We start from the raw sequence: 22,360 nt of genomic DNA, 5'->3' as shown, positions 1-22,360 counted from the left end.
GCCGCCCACGCTGGCGCGCTCCCTTCGCCGGTCCGCGCCGGCAGGTGTCCCTGACTCTCGTACGACGATTCTTGTACTACCCACGATTCCATGTCGGACCGGGGCCGGGGAAGAACGCATCCGGGCTGCCCAGAAGGCCCCACTTGAGCCTCACGCGGCGGCAGGGTGCAGGATCGACCCCGAGTCCGGGTCAGCCTCAGGACTCACTCCCCTAGGGGATGCCCACCCTGTACTCCTACTCCCGGTTCGTCCGGGCGGATGAGGAGCCCGTCCTCCCCACTTCATAAGGTTGCTACGGGCTGCGCGACCGAGGGGGTGGGGCTAGCCCCACCGCTAAGAGGGAGTCATTCCCCATCGCGGAGGTTCCCGGATCGCGGCAGTCTTGATGCGGTGATCGGGGAACAGAGCTCGCCGATCGGACACCTAAGGAGAAAGACCGTGACAACGGCTGTATCGATTCCCAGGACCGGGGGCAGCGGAGGACATACGGCCGTCGCCGCCCGTGCACGTCAGGTGGTCAAGGCATACGGCTCCGGGGAGACCCGGGTGGTCGCGCTCGACCATGTGGACGTGGACATCGCGCGTGGTCAGTTCACCGCGATCATGGGCCCGTCCGGCTCCGGCAAGTCGACCCTGATGCACTGCGTGGCCGGTCTGGACACGGTCACCTCGGGGGAGATCTACATCGACGAGACCGAGATCACCAAGCTGAAGGACAAGAAGCTCACCAAGCTGCGCCGGGACCGGATCGGCTTCATCTTCCAGGCGTTCAACCTGCTGCCGACGCTCAGCGCGATCGAGAACATCACGCTGCCGATGGACATCGCGGGCCGTAAGCCCGATCGGGCCTGGCTGGACCGGGTGGTGGAGACCGTGGGTCTGGCCGGCCGGCTCAAGCACCGGCCGAACCAGCTCTCCGGCGGTCAGCAGCAGCGGGTCGCCGTGGCCCGTGCCCTCGCCGCCCGCCCCGAGATCATCTTCGGCGACGAGCCGACCGGAAACCTGGACTCGCGGGCCGGTGCCGAGGTGCTGGGCTTCCTGAAGCGGTCGGTGGACGAGCTGGGTCAGACCATCGTGATGGTCACCCATGACCCGGTCGCCGCCTCCTATGCCAACCGCGTGCTGTACCTGGCCGACGGCCGGATCGTCGACGAGATGTACAACCCGACGGCCGACCTGGTCCTCGAGCGCATGAAGCACTTCGACGCGCGTGGACGGGTGTCATGACCGTCCTCAAGACCTCGATGCGCAACTTCGTCGCCCACAAGGGGCGGATGGCGCTGTCCGCCATCGCCGTGCTGCTGTCGGTGGCGTTCGTCTGCGGCACGCTCGTCTTCACCGACACCACCAATGCCACGTTCGACAAGCTCTTCGCGAGCACGGCATCCGATGTCACGGTCAGCCCGAAGGGCGTCAGCGACAAGGACACCCGGCAGGGCCGGATCCGTAGCCTGCCCGGTGCGGAGCTGGCGCAGCTGAAGCGGGTGGACGGCGTCAAGTCGGTGACCGGCGACGTCACCAGCCAGTCCGTGACCGCCGCCGACCGCGATGACAACAGCATCGGCTCGGACACCGGCGCCCCGACCATCGGCACCAACTGGGACCCGACCGAGAAGCGCTCGGTGGAGATCACCTCCGGCCATGCGCCGCGTGGCCCGACCGAGATCATGGTCGACGCCGACACCGCCAAGAACAAGAAGCTCGGGCTGGGCGACGAGGTGCGGATCATCGCCATCCCCGGCGAGTTCCGCGCGAAGATCGTCGGCATCGCCACGTTCCAGGTGACCAACCCCGGCGCCACGCTGATCTACATGGACACCGACACCGCGCAGCGCAAGCTGCTCGGCGCCGCCGGGGTGTACTCCAGCTACTCGCTCACCGCGCAGGCGGGCGTCAGCCACGACCAGCTGAAGAAGAACGTCGTGGCCGACCTCGGCACCGGGGTCAAGGTGCAGACGAAGGCCGAGTCCAGCAAGGAGGCCGAGGACGACATCGGCTCGTTCCTGGACGTCATGAAGTACGCGATGCTCGGCTTCGCCGGGATCGCCGTCCTGGTCGGCATCTTCCTGATCGTCAACACCTTCTCGATGCTGGTCGCCCAGCGCACCCGTGAGATCGGCCTGATGCGGGCCATCGGCTCCAGCCGGAAGCAGATCAACCGGTCGGTGCTGATCGAGGCGCTGCTGCTCGGCGTCGTCGGCTCGATCCTCGGTGTCCTCGGCGGGGTCGGCCTCGCGGTCGGCCTGATGAAGATCATGGGCAGCGCGGGGCTCCACCTGAGCACCGACCAGCTGACCGTGAAGCCCACCACGCCCATCGTCGGCGTCGGCATCGGCGTCGTCGTCACCGTCATCGCCGCGTACATCCCCGCCCGCCGGGCCGGGAAGATCTCCCCGATGGCGGCCCTGCGCGACGCGGGCACCCCGGCGGACGCCAAGTCCGGCTGGATCCGCGGCGCGATCGGCACCCTGCTCACCGCGGGCGGCGCGGCCTCCCTGGTGGTCGCCGGGAACGCGGACAAGGCGGTCGACGGCTCGATGTTCCTGGGCCTCGGCGTGGTGCTGACCCTCATCGGCTTCATCGTGATCGGCCCGCTGCTGGCCGGTCTGGTGGTCCGTGTGCTGGCCACCGTCGTACTGCGGATCTTCGGCCCGGTCGGCCGGCTCGCCGAGCGCAACGCGCTGCGCAACCCGCGGCGCACCGGCGCCACCGGCGCGGCCCTGATGATCGGCCTGGCGCTGGTCGCCTGTCTGTCGGTGGTGGGCTCCTCGATGGTCGCCTCGGCCACCGACGAGCTGGACAAGTCGGTGGGCGCGGACTTCATCGTCCAGTCCGACACCGGCCAGCCGATCACCAAGGGGATCGCGGACGCGGTGCACGGGGCCAAGGGCCTCAAACACGTCAGCGAGGCCAAGGACATCGAGGGCACCAAGATCACCCTGCCGGACGGCAAGACGGTCACCAAGGGCCTCTCGGCCGCCAGTCCGACGTACGCCGAGGACCTGCGCACCCCGGTCGTCGAGGGCGACCTGGCCGCCGCGTACGGCAAGGACGCCATGTCGGTGCCGGAGGGCTTCGCCAAGGACCACAAGGTGAAGAGGGGCGACACCCTGACCGTCGACTTCAAGGAGGGCCGGACCGCCAAGCTGACCGTCGCCGCGATCACCTCGGACGACGTCAGCCTCGACAAGGGCGCGATGTACCTCAACATCGCCACCGTCGAGCGCTATGTGCCCGCCAAGATGATCCCGGCGGACGTGATGATGCTGGCGCAGGCCAAGGACGGCCAGGAGAAGCAGGCGTACGCCTCCCTCAAGGCCCAGCTGCACCACTACCCGTCGGTGAAGGTGCGCGACCAGACCGACTACAAGCAGGAGGTCAAGGACCAGGTCGGTCAGCTGCTCAACCTGGTCTACGGGCTGCTGGCGCTGGCGATCATCGTCGCCGTCCTCGGTGTGGTGAACACCCTGGCCCTGTCGGTCGTCGAGCGGACCCGTGAGATCGGCCTGATGCGCGCGATCGGCGTCTCCCGCCGCCAGATGCGCCGCATGATCCGTCTGGAGTCCGTGGTCATCGCGCTCTTCGGCGCCCTGCTGGGCCTGGGGCTCGGCATGGGCTGGGGGACCACGGCCCAGAAGCTGCTGGCGCTGGAGGGTCTGAAGACCCTGGAGATCCCGTGGCCGACGATCATCACGGTCTTCATCGGCTCCGCCGTGGTGGGCCTGATCGCGGCGCTGGTCCCGGCGTTCCGGGCGGCGCGGATGAATGTGCTGAACGCGATCGCCACGGAGTAGCCGACGGGACGGAGCGGCCGACGGGGGAGATGAGGCCGCTGCCCTCCATAGGGGTGAGGCGGATGGCCGACCGGCCGGCCCGGTGCGCGACAGGGGAGCGCATCGGGCCGGCCGCGTGTTCCGGGGCGAAACCGCGAGAATCGAGGCAGGCTTCGTGCATTGATCGGTACGGCGGAGATCTCCGCGCCGGGGACCGATGAGTTTCACGGCGTACCGGGGTCCTGGAAGGTGAACGCAACACTCCAAGGGAGATCACCATGTCCGAGACCGCGAAAGACACCCGGCTCGCCGAGGTGGGCCGGGTCGCCGTCACCGTCGCCGATCAGGACCGGGCGCTGGAGTTCTATGTGGGCACGCTCGGCTTCGAGAAGCGTGCGGACATGCCCTACGGCGACGGTCACCGCTGGATCGAGGTGGGCCCGGCGGGCGCCCCGACCGGGATCGCGCTCGTCCTGCCGCGCGAGGACGGCAAGGGGCCGGGGCCCGGCTATGAGACCGGCATCATCCTCACCTCCGAGGACATCGACGCCGACCATGCGACGCTGCGCTCGCGCGGCGTCGACACCGACCCGGAGGTCCAGCGCTGGGGCGCGCCGGTGCCGCCGATGTTCAGCTTCCGGGATGCGGACGGCAACGCGCTGATGGTCGTCGAGAACGGCTGACCGGAACCTGGTCAGGGACTGATCAGGAGCTGGTCGGGCGCCGGTTGAAGAGCCGGTCCGCGAAACGGGGGCGGACCGGCTCTTCGGCCGTGGGGGAGTCAGTCGCGGGGGAGCAGGGTGCCCAGGGGGCCGAGGTCCAGGTTGAGGTCCTCCGGGGTCAGGCCGTGCTGGTCGCACAGCTCCGCCATGCGCTGGTCGAGCAGCATCAGCGTGGTGCCGATGCGCTCGATCTGGTCCTCGCTCAGGCCGCCCGCGTCGATACGGCGGATGGCCTGGCGCTCCATCAGCTGGCGGAGGAGTTCGACGACCGTCAGCACCAGGGCCACCAGGTCGCGGCCGACCGAGTCGCGGTCGATGTCGACGCGGGACGGGGGCGCGGAGGCGGCGGGGTCCGAGGGGGTCATAGCGGGCCGCTGTCGGTCCATGGGGCCTGGACCCGTTCGTTGACGGAGGAGAGGAGGGCGTGCAGGGAGAGGCGGACGAGGGGGACCTCGGCGATCGCGATGACCAGGTCGCCGGAGATGACGACGCCCGTGGCGAGCACCCGGTCGAGGAGGTCCACCAGGGGCACGCCGAGCGGTCCGAGGGATTCGGCGGGGGTGGTGCCCCAGTCGGGAGCCGCCTTGCGGGCGGTGGCGGCGGGGGCCGCTTCCCACAGGGCTTTTGCCGGGGCGGTTTCCCAGGAGGCTCCGGTCATGGGGTCGTCCCGGCGTCGGCGAAGGAGTAGGGGGCCCATGGGCCGGAGAGCTCGATCTGGATGTCCGTCTCGTCGTGGCGCAGCGATGCGAGGGCGGCGCGCAGTTCGCGCTCCCGGCCCAGGTCGAGGAGGTAGGCCGCGTTCAGCACATGCGTACGGTGCTTCCCGGTCACCTCGACGCCGTGCGGGCGCAGCCGTCGCGCGGCCACGGCCAGGCCCCGGACGGCGGTGTCCACCCGCTCGGCGGCCCGTAGCGACTGGGCGTGGCGCTGTTCGCGGCTCTGCCGGCGGGTGCGGACGCGGTCCAGATAGGCGCGGCCGCTGCCGGGGCCGTCTGTCGACGGGGCCTCCGGGGCGGGCGGCGGTCCCGTGGGCGCGTAGACCTTGACGCCCCATTCGGCCCGGCCCGCGATCCGGTCCAGGGCGGTCAGGAAGGATGTCTGCCGTTCGTCCAGGGCCTCTTGGACGCGTCGGTCGTCGAGGTAGAGGGTGGCCAGGGGCAGCGGGACGGTGGGGGCGAGCGCCGATGCCGCCGTGATCACCGCGTGGTGGGCGCGGGCGCAGCGCTCCAGCTCGGCGCGGTCGGAGAGCTGCCGTCGCAGCGCCTCCTCGCCGAACCCGGCCGCGGGCACGTCCTGGACCACGGCGGTGAGCGGGCCCGCCGGGAGCGTACGGACGGGGGTGCCGGTGCCGAGCCCGGGGAGTTCCGCCAAACCTTCTGCCAGCCTTTCCGCAGGCCGTTCGGCCGATGCGGTGGGCCCGCCGCCGCGGCAGACCGCGAAGACGTAGCTGAGGGTGGGGACTTGGGACGGGGTCATCGGTCGCTCCGCTCCTCCGCGGTGGCGCCGACCGCGCTCAGCTCCTCGGAGCCGATGCGCGACTCCAGGGCGTGGAGCCGCTCGCGCAGTTCCGCGTTCTCCTGGGTGAGGGCGTCCCGCGCGGCGCGCGAGGAGAGCGCGGGATCGGTTTCCCACCAGTCGATTCCGGCCTTGCGGGCGGTGTCCACGGAGGAGACGAACAACCGCAGCCGGATGGTGAGCAGTTCGATGTCCAGCAGGTCGATCTTGATGTCCCCGGCGATCACGATGCCCTTGTCCAGCACGCGCTCCAGGACCTCGGCGAGGTCGGAGGGGTGCCGCTCGGCGACCGCGGGAGCGGGGTACGCCGGCTCGCGTTCAATCACGGTGTCTCATCCTTGCCTTCCCTTCTCGGCCGCCGGATCGCTCCAGCAGGTCCAGCAGCCGGTCCTCCTCCCGGTCGAATTCCTCGGGGCCGATCGCCCCCGACTCCAGCGCCTCGTTCAGCGCGGCGAGCCGGGCGCGCAGCACCGACGGATGGCACAGCTCCTCCTCCGCGACATCCCTCATGCGCTCCGCGATCCACACCACCCCTCGCACCGGTGCCAGCGGAAAGAGCACGACCTGGCTCAGCACGCCCATGTCAGACCCGGCCTTCCGTGAAGCTGTAGCAGGGCAGCGGGCCGGTGAGCAGCAGCTCCACCCGGTCGCGGTGGCCGGTCGCGAAGCGCTCCACCACACCGTGGAACCGCCGCTCCTCGCGCCGGTGCAGCAGGAAGGAGACGTTGAGCACGCACCCGTCGACCGCCGGGCCGCGCACCTCGGCGTCCGCCACGGCGGAGAGCTCCGCGAGCACCGTGGCCGCGGCGGCCGCCGCTCTGCGCTCGAGCCCGCGCGCCACGGCCTCGCCCAGCCGCACGCTCGCCTCGTACCCCGGGGCCCGGCGGGCGGCGCTGCGCAACCGGCTCACCTCGGGGTCCTCCCGTACCAGCGAGCCCAGGCCGGTCTCGGTGGGCATGGCCTTGAGGTTCATCTCGACCCGGCCGTCGACGCGTTCGAGCGCGGCCAGGCAGTCGTGCCGCGCGGACAGCAGCTGCTGCCGCACCGACTCCTCGTCGGGGGCGACCATCCCGAAGCGCATCGGCAGCACCGGCCCGTCCTTCCCCAGCGTCAGGGCGAGGTCCTGGTGGGCGAGGAGGTCGCGGCGCTTGGCGCGCAGCCGGGCCGGGGCGTCGCTGATCACCGCGGCCAGCGCTCCGGCCCGGAGGGTACGGACCGGGGCGGGCCGCTCGCCCACGCCGGTGTGGCCGGGCGGCACCGTGTGGGAGGCGCGGACGACGCCGTAGACGTACACGCCGCGGGGCGCGGTCATGGATCAGTCCTCCTCGGAAGCGGAGCCGGAGGACGGAGCGGAACGGCGGCGGGGGCGGGCGGCGGTGGACGCGGTACCCCGCCGGGAGCGGCCCTCCCGCGCCTCCTGCTCCTCTTCCTCCTCCTCGTCGTCGTCACCGGCTCCGACGGCCCTCTTGACCTTCTCTCCCACCCCTGCCACCGCCTTCTTGGCCTTCTTCTTGCCGAGGCCGGCGGCCATCTGCCCGGCCGGGCTCCCGCCGCCGCCCGCGACCCCGCCCAGCAGTTCGGGAACGGTCTTGCTGCGGTCGAATTCGAGGTCCATGCGGTTGCAGGCTTCGGCGAAGCGGAGGTAGGTGTCCACGCTGGCCACCACGATGCGGGCGTCGATCTTCAAGATCTCGATACCCACGAGGGAGACCCGGATGAAGACGTCGATCACCATGCCCCGGTCGAGGATGAGTTCCAGGCAGTCGTAGAGGGTGCCGGTCCGCTGGATGCGGACGACCTCTTCCGTGTAGGTGCCAGTGGGCATCGCGGGGCGTCCTTTCGGCAGCGGTCTCAGCAGTCGTCGGCCGCACCGCGCCGGTAGCGGCGGACCCTCCGGTATTCCTGGAGTTCGCCCCGCTGGTCGATGTGCACCTCGTACGTGGCCAGCAGGCTGGTGGTGTCGGGGATCCGGGCGACCTCGAGGACGTCCACGCTGACGACCCAGCCGTCCTCGTCACGGGTCACGCCGCTGACGCCCTCGGTCTCATGGACGATCAGCGAGTCGAGCTGTTCACACGCGCGCCGGGCGGCCTCGGCCGGCTTGGGCGGCCGGGGCCGGGTACTCGTCCTGGTGGCCGACGGGCGCGGCTCTCGCTCTGCCATGTGCATCAGGTGATCACAGGACATGTCCGGCCGCCCGCCGGGATGGGCCGGACGCGGGACCGCCGGGCGGCTACCGCCGGGGGTCGGGGGCGCCCTGGAGGGGCGCGGGGCCGTGTCGAAATGCGGCTCCGCCGCGCGGGCGCGACCGGCCACGACGGTGCCGCGGACGATCGACGGCAGCTCGGAGAGGTTCCAGCGAGCTCAGCGCGCCTCCGGCGGAGCGCTCAGGCCCCCTCCGCCTCGTCCCGCTCCTCCGTGCTCAGCGAGGACCACAGCCGCTCGCTCGCACAGTGCATATGCTCCGCCATGGCCCGCTCGGCGGCCTCCGGATCGCGGTCGCGGATGGCCTGGAGGATCGCGGCGTGTTCCTTGAGCGTGCCGGCCACCGTGCCCTCGATGTCGCCCGCGCGCTCCATCCAGACCTGGAGGAGCGAGCGGATGCTGTGCAGGATGTCGCTGAGCACGGAGTTGCGGGCGATGGTCGCCGTCTCCAGGTGGAAGGCGATGTCGGCGTCGATGAAGGACGTGACGTCGCCGCCCGCCTCGCGCATGTGCTCCAGATGGGCCTCGAGGCGTTCCACGTCCGCTGGTTCGGCGCGTTCGGCGGCGAGGCGGGCGGACATGCCCTCCATGAAGGTGCGCACCTCGACCAGGTCATGGGTGCGGCGCTGCCCCAGCATCAGGCCCCAGTTGATGGCGCGGGGCAGGAACTCGGAGGTGCCGGCCCGGACGTACGACCCGGAGCCGGGGCGGATCTCGATGATGCCGAGGACGTCGAGGGCGGACAGCGCGCCACGGACGCTGGACCGGGCCACGTTCAGCGCCTCGGCGAGCTGGCGCTCCGCGGGGAGCCGCATACCGGGCTGTAGATGACCTTCGGAGAGATGGTCGAGCAGCCGCTTGGCCACCTCGCTCACCGACGACTCCCGGACGACGGGGCGCAGCAGGGCGGTGAAGTTCGGCTGGTCGGACTCAGCGCTCACGTGGCGTTCCCCTCAGCGGTCTGGGCTGGACACACCAGTACATCACCAGTGGCCGGAGTGGAAATCCCCGGCCATCACTTAAGCGCTCGGCGGGAGTCTGTCAAGAGGCCATTGGCCTGCGATAAAAGCGATGCTCATCACTTTGGTTAATTGGTGACCAATTTTCGACGAGTGGCTAGCGTGAGGCTCACTCCACTGGACAACGCCGTCCCGCCCCGTGAGGAGCCGCCATGGGCACCCCTGTTGTCACCCCGGTCACGACGGACGTCGAGAGATCGGCGATCAGGAAGATCTCGATCCGACTCGTCCCGTTCGTCGCCCTGATGTTCTTCGTGAACTTCCTCGACCGAACCGCGGTCTCTTTCGCGGAGCCCAACGGGATGGGCGAGGACCTGGGCCTCAGCGCCGCTCAGTTCGGGCTCGCCTCGGGCGTCTTCTTCATCGGCTACATCCTGCTGGAAGTGCCCAGCAACATGGCGCTGCACCGGTTCGGCGCCCGCCGCTGGCTGGCCCGGATCATGGTCACCTGGGGAATCGTTTCTCTGCTCTTCACCTGGGTGAACTCCACCGAGCAGCTGTATGGGCTGCGCTTCCTGCTGGGTGTCGCCGAGGCCGGGTTCTTCCCCGGTGCGATCCTCTTCCTCAGCCAGTGGGTGCCGGCCCGCCACCGCACCCGGATCCTGGCGCTGTTCTACCTCGCCCAGCCGCTCACCACGGTGATCGGGGCGCCGCTGGCCGGGCTGCTGATCAACCAGCACGGCTCGTTCCTCGGCCTCGACGGCTGGCGCTTCATGTTCCTCGGCGTCTCGGTGCCCGCGATCCTGCTCGGCGTCATCGCCTGGTTCTATCTGATCGACCGCCCGGCCGACGCCAAGTGGCTCACCGGCGAGGAGAAGAACTGGCTGACCGGCGCGCTGGCACGGGAGGAGAGCGAGAAGACGGCCGGCCACGGCGGGGGTGAGGGGCTGAAGGCGGCGTTCGCCAGCGGCCGGGTGTGGGTCCTCGCCCTCATCTACTTCGGCTTCATCTACGGCCTGTACGCCCTGGCGTTCTTCCTGCCCACCATCATCAGCGGCTTCGAGGACCAGTTCGGGACCCACTTCAGCGTGATGGACAAGGGGCTGATCACCGCCATCCCCTATCTGCCCGCCGCGATCGTCCTGTTCTTCTGGTCCCGGCACGCCACCCGGCACGGGGTGCGCGCCTGGCATGTGGCCGGGCCCGCGGTGGTCGGCGGCGTCAGCATCCCGCTGGCCCTGTCCATGGGCTCGCCGACCGCGACCGTCGCCGTGATCACCGTCACCGCCTGCTCGATCTTCGCGGCGCTGCCCGCCTTCTGGTCGCTGCCCTCGCGGTTCCTCACCGGAGGCGCCGCGGCCGCCGGTATCGCCCTGATCAACACCGCCGGGAACGTGGCGGGCTTCGCCGCGAGCTACATCACCGGCTGGCTGCGGGACCTCAGTGGCTCCTACTACGCGCCGCTGTTCCTCGTCGGCGGCTTCATGCTCCTGTCCGCCGTGCTGATGGTGCTGCTCGCCGCCCGCCGCGGACCCACGGCCCCCGCCCCCGAACAGGAGCTGATCACCGCCGGGCACTGACCCCCGCCCGCCGTCCAGCCCCAGCACCGAGCACCCCCCCCCGCGGCCCCGGGAGACCGCCAGCCATGACACGACTCTTCAACAACCCAGCCGCCTTCGCGGACGAGGCCCTGGAGGGCTTCGCCGCCGCCCACCGGCGCCTGGTCCGGCGCGTCCCCGGCGGCGTCGTCCGGGCCACCGCCACCGCCCCCGGCCAGGTGGCCGTGGTCGTCGGCGGCGGCTCCGGCCACTACCCGGCCTTCTCCGGTCTGGTGGGGCAGGGCCTGGCGCACGGTGCCGCCGTCGGCAATGTCTTCGCCTCGCCCTCGGCCCAGCAGGTGCACCAGGTGGCCAGGGCGGCGCAGTCCGGCGGCGGGGTGCTGCTGGCGTTCGGCAACTACGCGGGCGATGTCCTGCACTTCGGCCAGGCCGCGGAGCGCCTCACCGCCGAGGGCGTCCCCTGCGCGACGCTCGCCGTGACCGACGACGTCTCCAGCGCCGCGGCCGGGGAGTCGGAGAAGCGGCGCGGGGTCGCGGGCGACCTCGCGGTGTTCAAGACCGCCGCCGCGGCGGCCGAGGCGGGGCTGCCCCTGGCGGAGGTGGTCCGGCTCGCGAGGCTGGCCAACGCCAGGACCCGTTCGTTCGGCATCGCCTTCTCCGGCTGCACCCTGCCCGGTGCGGACGCCCCGCTCTTCACGGTCCCGGCGGGCCGGATGGCGGTGGGCCTGGGCATCCACGGCGAACCGGGGCTGGCCGAGCGCCCGGTGCCCAGCGCCGACGAGGCCGCCGAGCTGCTGGTCTCCACCCTGCTCCACGAGCTGCCGGAGGGGATGGAAAGCTCCCGCGGACAGCGGGCGGGCGTGATCCTCAACGGCCTGGGCTCGGTCAAGTACGAGGAGTTGTTCGTCGTCTACCGCCAGGTGGCGCGGCTGCTCGCCGAGGCGGGGGTCGAAACGGTCGACCCCGAGGTGGGCGAGCTGGTCACCAGCTTCGACATGGCGGGCGTCTCGCTCACCCTCTTCTGGCTGACCGATGAGCTGGAGCCGCTGTGGACGGCCCCGGCCGAGGCCCCCGCGTACCGGAAGGGGACGGTCGTACCGGTCGCGGCCGCCGAACCGTCCACGACCGGCGAACCGTCCGCGACCGCGGACCCGGACCCCGTTGAGAACACCGCCGTCCCCGAGGCGAGCGAGCCCTCCCGCGCCGCGGCCCGCACCGCGCTGGCGGCGCTCGGCGCCATCGAGGCGACCGTCCGGGCCCACGCCGATGAGCTCGGCCGCATCGACGCGGTCGCGGGCGACGGCGACCACGGCATCGGCATGCGGCGCGGCTCCGAGGCGGCGCACGCGGCCGGACGCCGGGCCCTGGAGCGGGGCGCGGGCGCGGGCACCCTGCTGCACCACGCCGCCGACGCCTGGGCCGACCGGGCCGGTGGCACCTCCGGGGCGCTGTGGGGGGTCATCCTGCGGGCGCTCGGCACGGCACTCGGCGACACCGAACGGCCCGACGCGCACGCCGTCAGCGTCGGCGTGGACGCCGCCGCCGACGGAGTGATGCGCCTCGGCAAGGCGGAGACCGGCGACAAGACGATGGTCGACGCCCTGGTCCCGTTCGCCGACGCGCTGAGCGACGCGGTCGGCGGGGGAGCGCCGCTGGCCGCCGCCTGGGACACCGCGGCCACCGCCGCCGACGCCGCCGCCGAGGCCACCGCCGGTCTCCTGCCCCGGCTGGGCCGTGCCCGGCCGCACGCCGAGAAGTCGCTGGGCACCCCCGACGCCGGTGCGGTGTCCCTCGCCCTGATCGTCCGCGCCGTGCACGGCGCCCTCGCCGGTGCCACGGCAAAGCCCACCGCCGAATCCACCGCCTAGCCCCCTAGCCCACCGCCAAGAAAGGCTGAGATGAACGACAAGCTCCGTATCGTCGTCGGATCCGATGACGCCGGATACGACTACAAGGAGGTTCTGAAGCGGGACCTTGAGGCCAGCGAGTTCGTCGCGGCCGTGACGGACGTGGGCGTGGACGCCGATGGGCACACCGCCTACCCGAAGGTCGCGATCGCCGCCGCCGAACTCGTGGCCGCGGGCGAGGCCGACCGGGCGCTGCTGGTGTGCGGTACCGGACTCGGGGTCGCCATCGCGGCCAACAAGGTCAAGGGCATCAGGGCCGTCACCGCCCACGACAGCTTCTCCGTCGAACGCGCCATCCTCAGCAACAACGCCCAGGTGCTCACCTTCGGCCAGCGCGTCGTGGGGCTCGAACTCGCCCGCCGCCTCGCCCGGGAGTGGCTCACCTACCGCTTCGACACCTCCTCGGCCTCGGCCGCCAAGGTCGAGCTGATGTGTGCCTACGAAGAGGGCACGGCCGCCTGATGTCCGCCCCGCATCTCCCGTCCGTCACCATCGGCGTCAGCCTGAAGATGTACTTCGGGCACCATCGGACGCTCAACTGGTGCCGTCGCATCGCGGCGATCGCCGAGCGGCACCCGGCCGTCACCGGCGGCCTCGCCGAGACGTTCGTCCTGCCCTCCTTCCCGACGCTGGTCCCGGCCGCCGGGCTGCTCGCCGGGACCGGGGTCCGGATCGGGGCACAGGACCTGAGCGCCGAGGAACCCGGCGCGTTCACCGGCGAGGTGAGCGGCGCCCAGCTCAAGGAGATCGGCTGTGCCTACGCCGAGGTGGGCCATGCCGAGCGGCGCCGGCTCTTCCACGAGGACGAGACGGTCGTGGCGGCCAAGACCGCCGCCGCGCTGCGCCACGGTCTCACCCCCGTGCTGTGCGTCGGTGAGCCGGAGCGCACCGACCCCGGGCGGGCGGCCGAGCGCTGCGCCGCCGAGGTCGAGTCCGCCCTCGCGGCGGCCGGACGGGCCGGGGCGCTCGGCCCGGTGGTCGTGGCGTACGAGCCGCAGTGGGCCATCGGCGCCCCCGAGCCCGCCTCGCCCGAGCACATCCGCGCCGTGTGCACCGCCCTGAGCACCCGGCTGGTGGAGCGGGCGGAACTCGCGGGCAGCCGGGTGGTCTACGGCGGCAGCGCCGGACCGGGGCTGCTCACCCGGCTCGGCCCCGAGGTCGGCGGGCTCTTCCTGGGCCGTTTCGCCCATGACCCGGGCGCGTTCGAGGCGGTCCTGGACGAGGCCGTGGCCCTGCACGGGACGACTGTGGCGGGGGTGGGGTGAGATGGCCCTGGGACTGAGCACCTACGCCTTCTTCTGGCAGATCTCCTCCGGGGCGCCCCGGCCGCTGACGCTGGCGGACATGCTCCGGCGCACCCATGAGCTGGGCGCCGACGTCTTCCAGATCTGCGACTACCCGCTGATCGAGACCCTCTCCGACGAACTGCTCGCGGAGGTGCGCGCCACCGCCGACTCCCTCGGCATCCGGCTGGAACTGGGCACGCGCGGGGTCCGCCCCGCGCATCTGCTGACCTATCTGGACCTCGCGGAGCAGCTGGGTGCCCGCTTCGTCCGATCCATGCTGAACACCGCCGACCACCGGCCGTCCGTCCGTGAGGCGGTCGGGCTGCTGCGCGAGGCGGTGCCCGCCTACGCCGAGCGCGGCGTCACCCTCGGTCTCGAGACGTATGAACAAGTCTCGACGGACGACCTGCTGGCCGTCGTCACCGGCGTGGACAGCCCGCACCTCGGCGTCTGCCTGGACCCGGGCAACAGCGTGGCCCGTCTGGAGCGGCCGGCCGATGTGATCGGCCGCACCGCCCCGTACGTGGTCAACATCCACGTCAAGGACTTCGCCTTCACCCGCCGGGACGGCTGGGTCGGCTTCACCCTCGCCGGCTGCCCGCTCGGCGAGGGGCTGCTCGACTACGACGGCATGATCGCCGCGGTCGGCCCGGAGGAGAAGGGCGTCAACCAGATCGTGGAGCACTGGCTCCCGTGGCAGGGCGGCTTCGAGGAGACCGCCCGGCTCGAGGACCAGTGGACACAGCACAGTGTCCGCACCCTGAACACCCTGATGAGGAGCACCTGATGGCCACCCCCGCCACCGAGCCCACGACCGTCGCCGTCATCGGCGCCGCCGGAAAGATGGGCCTGCGCGTCTCGGCGAACCTGGAGCGGAGCGACTTCCGCGTCCTGTTCAGCGAGAACTCCCCCAAGGGCCAGGAGGTCCTGGCCGAACTGGGCCGCGAGGTCATCGACTCCGCCAAGGCGGCGGCCGAGGCGGACGTGGTCGTCCTCGCCGTCCCCGACCGCGTCCTCGGCGCGGTGTCCGAGGCGCTGGTGCCGGTGATGAAGCCTGGCTCGGTCGTCCTCACCCTGGACCCGGCCGCCGCGTACGCGGGGCTGCTCGCCCGGCGCGACGACGTCGCCAACGCCTGTGCGCACCCCTGCCACCCGTCGGTCTTCCTGGAGCGCACCACCAAGGAGGAGTGGGCCGACACCTTCGGCGGGATCGCCGCGCCGCAGGAGGTCGTCGCCGCGTTCGAGTCCGCGGACGCGGCGGCGCGCGAGCTGACCGAGACCGTGATCCGCACGATGTACGCCCCGGTCGTGGACGTCCACTGGGTGACCGTGAAGCAGCTGGCCGTGCTGGAGCCCACCCTCGTGGAGACCATCGCCTGCATGGTCGGCGCGCTGCTGACGGAGGCCCTGCACGAGACCGTCCACACGGTGGGCGTCCCGGAGCCGGCCGCCCGTGCGATGCTCCTCGGCCACACCCAGGTCGCCCTCGCCAACACCCTCAAGGGCGACAACCCGTTCTCCGACGCCTGCCTGATCGCGATGGACTACGGACGGGAGTCGATCGTGCGGGACGACTGGAAGAAGGTCTTCCAGGACGAGGAGCTCGACAAGGTCATCACCCGCATGCTCAAGATCAAGGAGATCCGCCGCACGGCGTGACGCCGAACGCTGTGCGGTACGCCCCCGGTCACGGTGCGCTCACGGGGGAGCGCACCGCGACCGGGGGCTTCGTCGGCTCGGTCCGCCGTGGCGTCCGGGATGCGTTCGGGATGAGTGAGGTGTGGGGGCCTTCGGGTGTCCCGGGCGGCGCTTTTCGGTGTCCCGGCCGGACCCGGCGCGGGCTGTCGGCGGGTGGCCGTACTCTGGAAGACCCCCGGCCCGTGACACGTGTCGGGTCGTTCGCGTTGTCCGCCTCCGGGATGGAATACCCCTTTATGAGCCTCACCGGTCTGCTCGACGTCGTCGTAAGGGACCCCGCGCTCGCCGAGGCGGTGCGCGGTGCCGCCGACGGCCGTCGTCCCCACGTCGATCTGGTCGGCCCGCCGGCCGCCCGCCCGTTCGCCATCGCCGCGCTGGCGCGCTCCGCGGGCCGTCCCGTGCTCGCCGTGACCGCCACCGGCCGGGAGGCGGAGGACCTGGCGGCGGCGCTGCGCTCGCTGCTGCCCCCGGACGGGATCGTGGAGTACCCGTCCTGGGAGACGCTGCCGCATGAGCGGCTCTCACCGCGCTCGGACACGGTCGGGCGGCGCCTCGCGGTGCTGCGCAGGCTGGCCCATCCGCGCCAGGACGATCCGGCGGCCGGCCCCGTCTCGGTTGTGGTCGCGCCCGTGCGGTCCGTGCTCCAGCCGCAGGTCAAGGGGCTCGGGGACCTGGAGCCTGTGAGTCTGCGGGCCGGGCGGACCGCCGATCTGGAGGAGATCGTGGACGGGCTCGCGGCCGCCGCGTACTCCCGGGTCGAGCTGGTCGAGAAGCGCGGCGAGTTCGCCGTGCGCGGCGGCATCCTGGACGTCTTCCCGCCGACCGAGGAGCATCCGCTCCGGATCGAGTTCTGGGGCGACGACGTCGAGGAGATCCGCTACTTCAAGGTGGCCGACCAGCGCTCCCTGGAGGTCGCCGAGCACGGGCTGTGGGCGCCGCCCTGCCGGGAGCTGCTGCTGACCGACGAGGTGCGGGAGCGGGCCGCGGCCCTCGCCGCGGCCCACCCCGAGCTGGGCGAACTGCTCGGCAAGATCGCCGAGGGGATCGCGGTCGAGGGCATGGAGTCCCTGGCCCCCGTGCTGGTGGACGACATGGAGCTGCTGCTTGACGTCCTCCCGGCGGGCAGTATGACGGTCGTCTGCGAGCCGGAGCGGGTGCGCACCCGGGCGGCGGACCTGGTGGCCACCAGCCAGGAGTTCCTCCAGGCGTCCTGGGCGGCCACCGCCGGGGGAGGGGAGGCCCCGATCGACGTCGGCGCGGCCTCCCTGTGGAGCATCGCGGACGTCCGCGACCGCGCCCGTGAGCTGGGCATGATGTGGTGGTCGGTGAGCCCCTTCGCGGCCGATGAGGAGCTCGCCGAGGACACCGTCAAGCTGGGGATGCACGCCACCGAGAGCTACCGCGGCGACACCGCCCGGGCGCTGGCCGACACCAAGGGCTGGCTCGCCGAGGGCTGGCGCACGGTCTATGTGACCGAGGGCCACGGCCCCGCCTCCCGCACCGTCGAGGTGCTCGGCGGCGAGGGGATCGCGGCCCGGCTGGACGGCGACCTCACCGAGATCAAGCCGTCCGTGGTGCATGTGGCCTGCGGTTCGATCGACTACGGCTTTGTCGACCCGGGCCTGAAGCTGGCCGTGCTGACCGAGACGGATCTGTCCGGGCAGAAGGCCGCGGGCAAGGACGGGGCGCGGATGCCCGCGCGCCGCCGTAAGACCATCGATCCGCTCACCCTCGAGGCGGGCGACTTCATCGTCCATGAGCAGCACGGCGTCGGGCGCTACATCGAGATGGTGCAGCGCACCGTCCAGGGCGCCACCCGCGAGTATCTGGTGGTCGAGTACGCCCCGGCCAAGCGCGGCCAGCCCGGCGACCGGCTCTTCGTCCCCACCGACCAGCTGGAGCAGGTCACCAAGTACGTGGGCGGGGAGGCGCCGACCCTGCACCGGCTCGGCGGGGCCGACTGGACCAAGACCAAGGCGCGCGCCAAGAAGGCCGTCAAGGAGATCGCCGCCGACCTGATCAAGCTCTATTCGGCACGGATGGCGGCGCCCGGCCATGCCTTCGGCGCGGACACCCCCTGGCAGCGGGAGCTGGAGGACGCCTTCCCGTACGTGGAGACCCCCGACCAGCTCACCACCATCGCCGAGGTCAAGGAGGACATGGAGAAGTCGGTTCCGATGGACCGGCTGATCTGCGGCGACGTCGGCTACGGCAAGACCGAGATCGCGGTCCGCGCGGCCTTCAAGGCGGTCCAGGACGGCAAGCAGGTCGCGGTGCTCGTGCCCACGACCCTGCTGGTGCAGCAGCACTTCGGCACCTTCGGCGAGCGGTACGGCCAGTTCCCGGTCAACGTCAAGGCGCTCTCCCGCTTCCAGACCGACACCGAGGCCAAGGCGGTGCTGGAGGGGCTGCGGGACGGGGCCGTCGACATCGTCATCGGCACCCACCGGCTCTTCTCCTCCGAAACCAAGTTCAAGGACCTGGGCCTGGTCATCGTGGACGAGGAGCAGCGCTTCGGCGTCGAGCACAAGGAGCAGCTGAAGAAGCTCCGCGCCAATGTGGACGTGCTGACCATGTCCGCCACCCCCATCCCGCGCACCCTGGAGATGGCGGTCACCGGCATCCGCGAGATGTCCACGATCACCACCCCGCCGGAGGAGCGCCACCCGGTGCTGACCTTCGTCGGGCCGTACGAGCAGAAGCAGATCGGCGCCGCCATCCGGCGTGAGCTGCTCCGCGAGGGCCAGGTCTTCTACATCCACAACCGGGTGGAGTCCATCGACCGGGCGGCCGCCCGGCTGCGCGAGATCGTCCCCGAGGCGCGGATCGCCACCGCCCACGGCCAGATGTCGGAGAGCGCCCTGGAGCAGGTCGTGGTCGACTTCTGGGAGAAGAAGTTCGACGTCCTGGTCTCCACGACCATCGTCGAATCCGGTATCGACATCTCCAACGCCAACACCCTGATCGTCGAGCGCGGCGACAACTTCGGCCTCTCCCAGCTGCACCAGCTGCGCGGCCGGGTCGGCCGCGGCCGCGAGCGCGGTTACGCGTACTTCCTCTACCCGCCCGAGAAGCCGCTCACGGAGACCGCCCATGAGCGGCTGGCCACGATCGCCCAGCACACCGAGATGGGCGCGGGCATGTATGTGGCGATGAAGGACCTGGAGATCCGCGGCGCGGGCAATCTGCTCGGCGGTGAGCAGTCCGGCCATATCGCCGGCGTCGGCTTCGACCTCTACGTCCGGATGGTCGGCGAGGCCGTCGCCGACTACCGCGCCTCGATCGAGGCGGGCGACGGCGAGGTCGCGGAGGCGCCGCTGGAGGTCAAGATCGAGCTTCCGGTCGACGCGCACGTTCCGCACGACTACGCCCCGGGCGAGCGTCTGCGCCTCCAGGCGTACCGCGCCATCGCCACCGCCACCAGCGAGGACGACATCCGTGCCGTCCGCGAGGAGCTCACCGACCGCTACGGCAAGCTCCCCGAACCGGTGGAGAACCTCCTCCTGGTCGCCGGGCTGCGCCTGCTGGCCCGCGCCTGCGGCGTCACCGACATCACCCTCCAGGGCGCCAACATCCGCTTCTCCCCGGTGGAGCTCCGCGAATCCCAGGAGCTGCGCCTCAAGCGCCTCTACCAGCGCTCGGTGATCAAGCCGACCACCAAGCAGGTCCTGGTACCCCGCCCCGCCACCGCCAGAATCGGTGGAAAGCCGCTGGTGGGACGGGAGCTGCTGGCCTGGACCGGGGAGTTCTTGACGACGATCCTGGGGTCGTGAGGGCGATCGGGGAGCCCGCGACGGCGATCGCGGCACGCCCGGCGCCGGTGCTCATGGGCCGGTTGCCGGGCGGAGCCGTGGCGCGCCCCAACCGCCCCGCGATGCCTGTGCCATGCCGCGTAAACCCGGGCGCTATCGCGCTCAGGCGATACGGATCTGTTGATCGTCGACCTCGAGCACCAGCGTCAGGCGCGCGCCCAGGGCCTGCGCATAGGCGCGCATCACCGTGAGATCCACCGCCTTGCCCTGCTCCAGCTGGGAGACGCGGGCTTGGGTGATGCCGAGCTGGCCGGCGGCCTGCTGCTGGGTGAGCCCCCGCTCCCTCCGCAGCTGCCGCAGGTGATGTCCCAAGAGGTGAGCCTCCTGCTGTAGACGGGCCGCGTCCTTCCGTGCCGTCCACTCGGCCTCGCCCACCTCGGGGTGGGCCTCGCGACGGACTCGCTCGGCGTTTCTCTTGACCTCGTCCCACGAGGTGAAACCGTTCATTCCGCCGCCTTCTCCTTGTGGTCGAGGTACTGCTGGTAGCGCTCTTCGGCGAGTGGGACGGATGTGTCGTACCAGCGCCGCCAGTTGCCCGCCTTGTCGCCCGCCACAAGGAGGATGCACTCCCGGTCGGGGTCGAAGACGAAGAGGATGCGGATTTCGGTCCGGCCCGCCGAGCCCGGGCGTAACTCCTTGAGGTTCTTCATCGAGCTGCCGTGGATCACATCGGCCATGGGACGACCGAGGCCCGGTCCTATGTCCGCCAGCAGTTCGATGGCCTGCTCCACCGAGTCGGCCGAATGCGGATCGTGAGCACATAGGGCGAGGAACCAGTCGGCCACCTCGTCATGGATGTTGATTGACCACGTCACGGGCAAGTATAAGCACCCGCTTGTAAAAGCGCACGCTTCTATTGCCGGAGGGTTCCCTCGAAGGGGTGGGCCTGTGCCCAACAGGGACAGGGGCGGGCCGCGCGCAACACCCCCGTCGTCGCGCGGCGGCCTACCCCGGCTCGTCAAGGACATTAGGCGGGCGGGGCCGCGGCGGCGAGGAACGATATGCACAGTGAGGGCGCCGCGTGGTTCCCGTTCGAACGGTGAGTGCTCTGGTGAACGGTGAGTACGGAAGCGAATGGTGAGTGCGCCGGCGGGGCGGTTGGGCGCACCCCTTCGGCCGAGGTGCTTCCGGTCTCAGAGCGAGCCCAGCGCCCGCATCGCCAGCCACAGCTCGTACTTCGCGCTCGGCGCGGTCAGCAGGGAGCGGCCCAGCACGTCCTCCGCCCTGGTCAGCCGCTTGCGGGCACCCGGTAGCGAGATCCCCAGGGCGGCGGCCGCGGCGGGCAGCCGGGCGTCCGCGCGCAGCCAGGTCCGTACGGTCTCCAGGGCGGCCGTCGGCCTGGCCTGCTCCAGCGGGCGCAGCTGGACGCGTGCCCAGGTCCCGGCGGCGGAGGTGCCCAGCACCGCGTCCAGCGTGGCGGTGCGCCCCGGCGTTGCCAGGGCGCGGGCGGCCGCGGCCTGGGGCGCCGTGTGCAGCCGCAGTGCGAGCCAGGCGGCCGACTGCGCGGGCAGGCTGCGGCTGACCTCCACGCCCAGCAGCTCATCGAGATGGCGTATCCGCGCGGCGAGCGTATTGCGGTGGATCTTCAGATGGCGGCTGGCCGCCCCGCCGAAGCTGAGCCATGAGCCGAGGGTGCCCAGCAGCTCCTGCGGGCCGGGGTCGGCACGGCGGGCCGGTGCGTACCGCAGACAGGGCGCCAGGAGTTCGCTCGCCCACAGATAGCCCTCGGGGCCCGCCAGGACGGTCACATCCACGTCGCCGCCGAAGCCGGCGCGGTGCTCGGGCGCGTTACGGGCCACCGCCAGCGCGTGGATGGCCTGCTCATAGGCGGTCGGAGTGTCCCGCAGCGCGACCGCCGCGCTCACCCCGACCCGGCACTCGGGCACCAGCCGGACGATCAGCAGGTCCAGTGGCTCCTGGGGCGGGCCCGTTCCGGTGACGGCGGTCGGGGCCGTGACGGGTGGCGAGGCGGTTCCGGGGGGCGCGGCCGTTCCGGGGGGTACGAGCGCTATGAGGTGGTTGGGGCGGACCGGACACGGCACGATCCACGCCCCGCCCCCGGCCTCACGGTCGATCCGCTGGGCGATCTCGCGCCGCCGGGGCTGCGGACACTCGATCACATACACCTGGATCACCGAGGGCAGCGCCGCCCGCAGCGCCCCGGCGATCCGCTGCGCCGCCGGCACGCTGCCCACCATCAGCAGATGCAGCACCGCCTCCCGGCTGTGCCCCTCGGCCGACTCGATCCGCCGCCGCTCCCGCTCGGCCCACTCCAGCCGCCAGCACAGGCCGAGGGTGCGGGCGGCGTCGGCGAGCAGCGTTCCGCAGCGCGGATCGTCGGGACCGACGACGACCAGATACGTCCTCGGGTCGGCGTCGAGCGCGATCAGATGCACCGGCGGCCCCTCGCCCCCGCCCAGCACCGCGGACGGCGCCCCGCGCCGGTGCAGCTCCACGGCGGCCTCGGCGGCGAGCCGCGCGACCGAGGGGTCGCTCTCCCCGCCCGGCCTGGCCAGCACCCGGCCCGTGTCCCCGACCAGTGCGGCCGGGCCGCCGGTGCGCCAGGTCAGCCAGCCGAGTATGTCCCGTATCGCCCCGCGCCTGGTGGCCAGCCGGGCGAGGGCGAGAATGTCGTCAGCGCGGTCCGCGCGGTCGGCGCGCACATCGGATGGCGAGGCGGGCATGAAACAGCACATTAGTTCCGATCGCATGGGTTTCCGAAGTGCGCGGCCCGGCCTGTGGAAACCTGTGGAAAAGGCGGAGATCACGGGAGGGTGGGCGCGGGCGGACGCGGCTCAGCGGATCGGCGGACGTCGGCTGCGGTTCGAGGCGCCGCGAAGGGGCGCGGGGCCGGGCCGATGTGGGCTCGGCCGCGGCTGTGTCGATATGCGGTTCCGCCGCGCGGGCGATCGGCCACGATGGCG

22 protein-coding genes are annotated in these 22,360 nt (G+C 71.8%); 10 read left to right on the top strand and 12 right to left on the bottom strand.

All coding sequences use genetic code 11. The features are described from left to right. The first annotated feature begins 438 nt into the window (after nt 1–438). The 3 genes from AB0E24_RS03645 (at nt 439) to AB0E24_RS03635 (ending at nt 4,456) form a co-directional block, all read left to right on the top strand. On the top strand, nt 439–1,227 hold the full coding sequence (locus AB0E24_RS03645; protein WP_069864704.1) for an ABC transporter ATP-binding protein: 789 nt from the start codon (nt 439–441) through the stop codon (nt 1,225–1,227). Next, nucleotides 1,224–3,794: an ABC transporter permease gene (locus tag AB0E24_RS03640; RefSeq protein WP_359374671.1), complete on the top strand. Its 2,571-nt coding sequence runs from the start codon at nt 1,224–1,226 to the stop codon at nt 3,792–3,794. Before AB0E24_RS03645 ends, AB0E24_RS03640 begins: the two co-directional genes overlap by 4 nt. A gap of 257 nt (nt 3,795–4,051) precedes the next feature. Further along, nucleotides 4,052–4,456, top strand: a complete 405-nt coding sequence (locus tag AB0E24_RS03635; protein WP_069864700.1) for a VOC family protein — start codon at nt 4,052–4,054, stop codon at nt 4,454–4,456. Nucleotides 4,457–4,554: 98 nt separating this feature from the next. On the opposite strand, the gene AB0E24_RS03630 is transcribed toward AB0E24_RS03635, so the two are convergent. From AB0E24_RS03630 to AB0E24_RS03590, 9 genes are all read right to left on the bottom strand, one after another. Then, entirely contained in the window at nt 4,555–4,860 is a 306-nt protein-coding gene (locus AB0E24_RS03630; RefSeq protein ID WP_147968345.1) for a gas vesicle protein K, read from the bottom strand. After that, nucleotides 4,857–5,027 carry a gas vesicle protein gene (locus AB0E24_RS03625; protein ID WP_069865557.1) on the bottom strand — a complete coding sequence of 57 codons (171 nt, stop codon included), beginning with the start codon at nt 5,025–5,027 and terminating at the stop codon, nt 4,857–4,859. Before AB0E24_RS03625 ends, AB0E24_RS03630 begins: the two co-directional genes overlap by 4 nt. 122 nt (nt 5,028–5,149) lie before the next feature. After that, nucleotides 5,150–5,971, bottom strand: a complete 822-nt coding sequence (locus AB0E24_RS03620; RefSeq protein ID WP_359374668.1) for a GvpL/GvpF family gas vesicle protein — start codon at nt 5,969–5,971, stop codon at nt 5,150–5,152. Beyond that, the gene (locus AB0E24_RS03615; RefSeq protein WP_069864694.1) at nt 5,968–6,336 is read right to left on the bottom strand and encodes a gas vesicle protein; all 369 of its coding nucleotides are present in this window, start codon (nt 6,334–6,336) and stop codon (nt 5,968–5,970) included. Before AB0E24_RS03615 ends, AB0E24_RS03620 begins: the two co-directional genes overlap by 4 nt. Next, the gene (locus AB0E24_RS03610; protein ID WP_102937453.1) at nt 6,329–6,592 is read right to left on the bottom strand and encodes a gas vesicle protein GvpG; all 264 of its coding nucleotides are present in this window, start codon (nt 6,590–6,592) and stop codon (nt 6,329–6,331) included. Before AB0E24_RS03610 ends, AB0E24_RS03615 begins: the two co-directional genes overlap by 8 nt. 1 nt (nt 6,593) lies before the next feature. After that, nucleotides 6,594–7,322: a GvpL/GvpF family gas vesicle protein gene (locus AB0E24_RS03605; protein WP_359374666.1), complete on the bottom strand. Its 729-nt coding sequence runs from the start codon at nt 7,320–7,322 to the stop codon at nt 6,594–6,596. 3 nt (nt 7,323–7,325) lie between these two features. Then, nucleotides 7,326–7,835 carry a gas vesicle protein GvpJ gene (gene gvpJ, locus AB0E24_RS03600; RefSeq protein ID WP_099014712.1) on the bottom strand — a complete coding sequence of 170 codons (510 nt, stop codon included), beginning with the start codon at nt 7,833–7,835 and terminating at the stop codon, nt 7,326–7,328. A gap of 26 nt (nt 7,836–7,861) precedes the next feature. After that, on the bottom strand, nt 7,862–8,173 hold the full coding sequence (locus AB0E24_RS03595; protein WP_069865555.1) for a gas vesicle protein GvpO: 312 nt from the start codon (nt 8,171–8,173) through the stop codon (nt 7,862–7,864). A gap of 224 nt (nt 8,174–8,397) precedes the next feature. Next, entirely contained in the window at nt 8,398–9,156 is a 759-nt protein-coding gene (locus AB0E24_RS03590; RefSeq protein WP_102937451.1) for a FadR/GntR family transcriptional regulator, read from the bottom strand. Between the two features lie 230 nt (nt 9,157–9,386). Here AB0E24_RS03590 and AB0E24_RS03585 point away from each other — a divergent pair, with 230 nt between their 5' ends. The 7 genes from AB0E24_RS03585 to mfd all read left to right on the top strand — a co-directional run bounded on the left by AB0E24_RS03585 (nt 9,387) and on the right by mfd (nt 19,397). Next, entirely contained in the window at nt 9,387–10,754 is a 1,368-nt protein-coding gene (locus tag AB0E24_RS03585) for an MFS transporter (protein ID WP_093704757.1), read from the top strand. A 65-nt stretch (nt 10,755–10,819) separates the two neighbouring features. Next, nucleotides 10,820–12,601: a dihydroxyacetone kinase family protein gene (locus tag AB0E24_RS03580; protein ID WP_359374663.1), complete on the top strand. Its 1,782-nt coding sequence runs from the start codon at nt 10,820–10,822 to the stop codon at nt 12,599–12,601. Nucleotides 12,602–12,631: 30 nt separating this feature from the next. Beyond that, on the top strand, nt 12,632–13,102 hold the full coding sequence (locus AB0E24_RS03575; protein ID WP_069864682.1) for a ribose-5-phosphate isomerase: 471 nt from the start codon (nt 12,632–12,634) through the stop codon (nt 13,100–13,102). Further along, complete coding sequence (locus AB0E24_RS03570; protein ID WP_099014715.1) at nt 13,102–13,905, top strand: triose-phosphate isomerase family protein; 804 nt, start codon at nt 13,102–13,104, stop codon at nt 13,903–13,905. Before AB0E24_RS03575 ends, AB0E24_RS03570 begins: the two co-directional genes overlap by 1 nt. 1 nt (nt 13,906) lies before the next feature. Continuing rightward, nucleotides 13,907–14,713, top strand: a complete 807-nt coding sequence (locus tag AB0E24_RS03565) for a sugar phosphate isomerase/epimerase family protein (protein WP_359374660.1) — start codon at nt 13,907–13,909, stop codon at nt 14,711–14,713. Next, a complete protein-coding gene (locus AB0E24_RS03560; RefSeq protein WP_069864675.1) occupies nt 14,713–15,585 on the top strand; it encodes a phosphogluconate dehydrogenase C-terminal domain-containing protein in 873 nt (290 codons plus the stop codon). Before AB0E24_RS03565 ends, AB0E24_RS03560 begins: the two co-directional genes overlap by 1 nt. 275 nt (nt 15,586–15,860) lie before the next feature. Next, nucleotides 15,861–19,397 carry a transcription-repair coupling factor gene (mfd, locus tag AB0E24_RS03555; RefSeq protein WP_102937447.1) on the top strand — a complete coding sequence of 1,179 codons (3,537 nt, stop codon included), beginning with the start codon at nt 15,861–15,863 and terminating at the stop codon, nt 19,395–19,397. A 141-nt stretch (nt 19,398–19,538) separates the two neighbouring features. Here mfd and relB read toward each other — a convergent pair whose 3' ends face one another. The 3 genes from relB to AB0E24_RS03540 all read right to left on the bottom strand — a co-directional run bounded on the left by relB (nt 19,539) and on the right by AB0E24_RS03540 (nt 22,120). Further along, nucleotides 19,539–19,883, bottom strand: coding sequence for a type II toxin-antitoxin system RelB family anti-toxin (gene relB / locus AB0E24_RS03550; RefSeq protein ID WP_359374657.1), 345 nt, complete (start codon nt 19,881–19,883; stop codon nt 19,539–19,541). After that, nucleotides 19,880–20,251, bottom strand: coding sequence for a type II toxin-antitoxin system RelE/ParE family toxin (locus tag AB0E24_RS03545; RefSeq protein WP_435865239.1), 372 nt, complete (start codon nt 20,249–20,251; stop codon nt 19,880–19,882). Before AB0E24_RS03545 ends, relB begins: the two co-directional genes overlap by 4 nt. 318 nt (nt 20,252–20,569) lie before the next feature. Beyond that, nucleotides 20,570–22,120 carry a PucR family transcriptional regulator gene (locus AB0E24_RS03540; RefSeq protein ID WP_359374655.1) on the bottom strand — a complete coding sequence of 517 codons (1,551 nt, stop codon included), beginning with the start codon at nt 22,118–22,120 and terminating at the stop codon, nt 20,570–20,572. Nucleotides 22,121–22,360: the final 240 nt, after the last annotated feature.

It is taken from the genome of Streptomyces malaysiensis subsp. malaysiensis (assembly GCF_040653035.1).
Taxonomy (GTDB): Bacteria; Actinomycetota; Actinomycetes; order Streptomycetales; family Streptomycetaceae; genus Streptomyces; species Streptomyces malaysiensis.
The sequence above is the reverse complement of the archived record's forward strand: the minus strand, read 5'-3'. Positions and strand labels throughout refer to the sequence as shown.

Excerpts from the sequence above, each read along its gene's own strand:
- AB0E24_RS03580 (WP_359374663.1), top strand. The coding sequence starts at position 10,820 with ATGACACGACTCTTCAACAACCCAGCCGCCTTCGCGGACGAGGCCCTG.
- AB0E24_RS03565 (WP_359374660.1), top strand. The coding sequence starts at position 13,907 with ATGGCCCTGGGACTGAGCACCTACGCCTTCTTCTGGCAGATCTCCTCC.
- AB0E24_RS03635 (WP_069864700.1), top strand. The coding sequence starts at position 4,052 with ATGTCCGAGACCGCGAAAGACACCCGGCTCGCCGAGGTGGGCCGGGTC.
- AB0E24_RS03595 (WP_069865555.1), bottom strand. The coding sequence starts at position 8,173 with ATGGCAGAGCGAGAGCCGCGCCCGTCGGCCACCAGGACGAGTACCCGG.
- AB0E24_RS03640 (WP_359374671.1), top strand. The coding sequence starts at position 1,224 with ATGACCGTCCTCAAGACCTCGATGCGCAACTTCGTCGCCCACAAGGGG.
- AB0E24_RS03570 (WP_099014715.1), top strand. The coding sequence starts at position 13,102 with ATGTCCGCCCCGCATCTCCCGTCCGTCACCATCGGCGTCAGCCTGAAG.
- AB0E24_RS03575 (WP_069864682.1), top strand. The coding sequence starts at position 12,632 with ATGAACGACAAGCTCCGTATCGTCGTCGGATCCGATGACGCCGGATAC.
- relB (WP_359374657.1), bottom strand. The coding sequence starts at position 19,883 with ATGAACGGTTTCACCTCGTGGGACGAGGTCAAGAGAAACGCCGAGCGA.
- AB0E24_RS03585 (WP_093704757.1), top strand. The coding sequence starts at position 9,387 with ATGGGCACCCCTGTTGTCACCCCGGTCACGACGGACGTCGAGAGATCG.
- AB0E24_RS03630 (WP_147968345.1), bottom strand. The coding sequence starts at position 4,860 with ATGACCCCCTCGGACCCCGCCGCCTCCGCGCCCCCGTCCCGCGTCGAC.
- mfd (WP_102937447.1), top strand. The coding sequence starts at position 15,861 with ATGAGCCTCACCGGTCTGCTCGACGTCGTCGTAAGGGACCCCGCGCTC.
- AB0E24_RS03610 (WP_102937453.1), bottom strand. The coding sequence starts at position 6,592 with ATGGGCGTGCTGAGCCAGGTCGTGCTCTTTCCGCTGGCACCGGTGCGA.
- gvpJ (WP_099014712.1), bottom strand. The coding sequence starts at position 7,835 with ATGCCCACTGGCACCTACACGGAAGAGGTCGTCCGCATCCAGCGGACC.
- AB0E24_RS03605 (WP_359374666.1), bottom strand. The coding sequence starts at position 7,322 with ATGACCGCGCCCCGCGGCGTGTACGTCTACGGCGTCGTCCGCGCCTCC.
- AB0E24_RS03540 (WP_359374655.1), bottom strand. The coding sequence starts at position 22,120 with ATGCCCGCCTCGCCATCCGATGTGCGCGCCGACCGCGCGGACCGCGCT.
- AB0E24_RS03620 (WP_359374668.1), bottom strand. The coding sequence starts at position 5,971 with ATGACCCCGTCCCAAGTCCCCACCCTCAGCTACGTCTTCGCGGTCTGC.
- AB0E24_RS03560 (WP_069864675.1), top strand. The coding sequence starts at position 14,713 with ATGGCCACCCCCGCCACCGAGCCCACGACCGTCGCCGTCATCGGCGCC.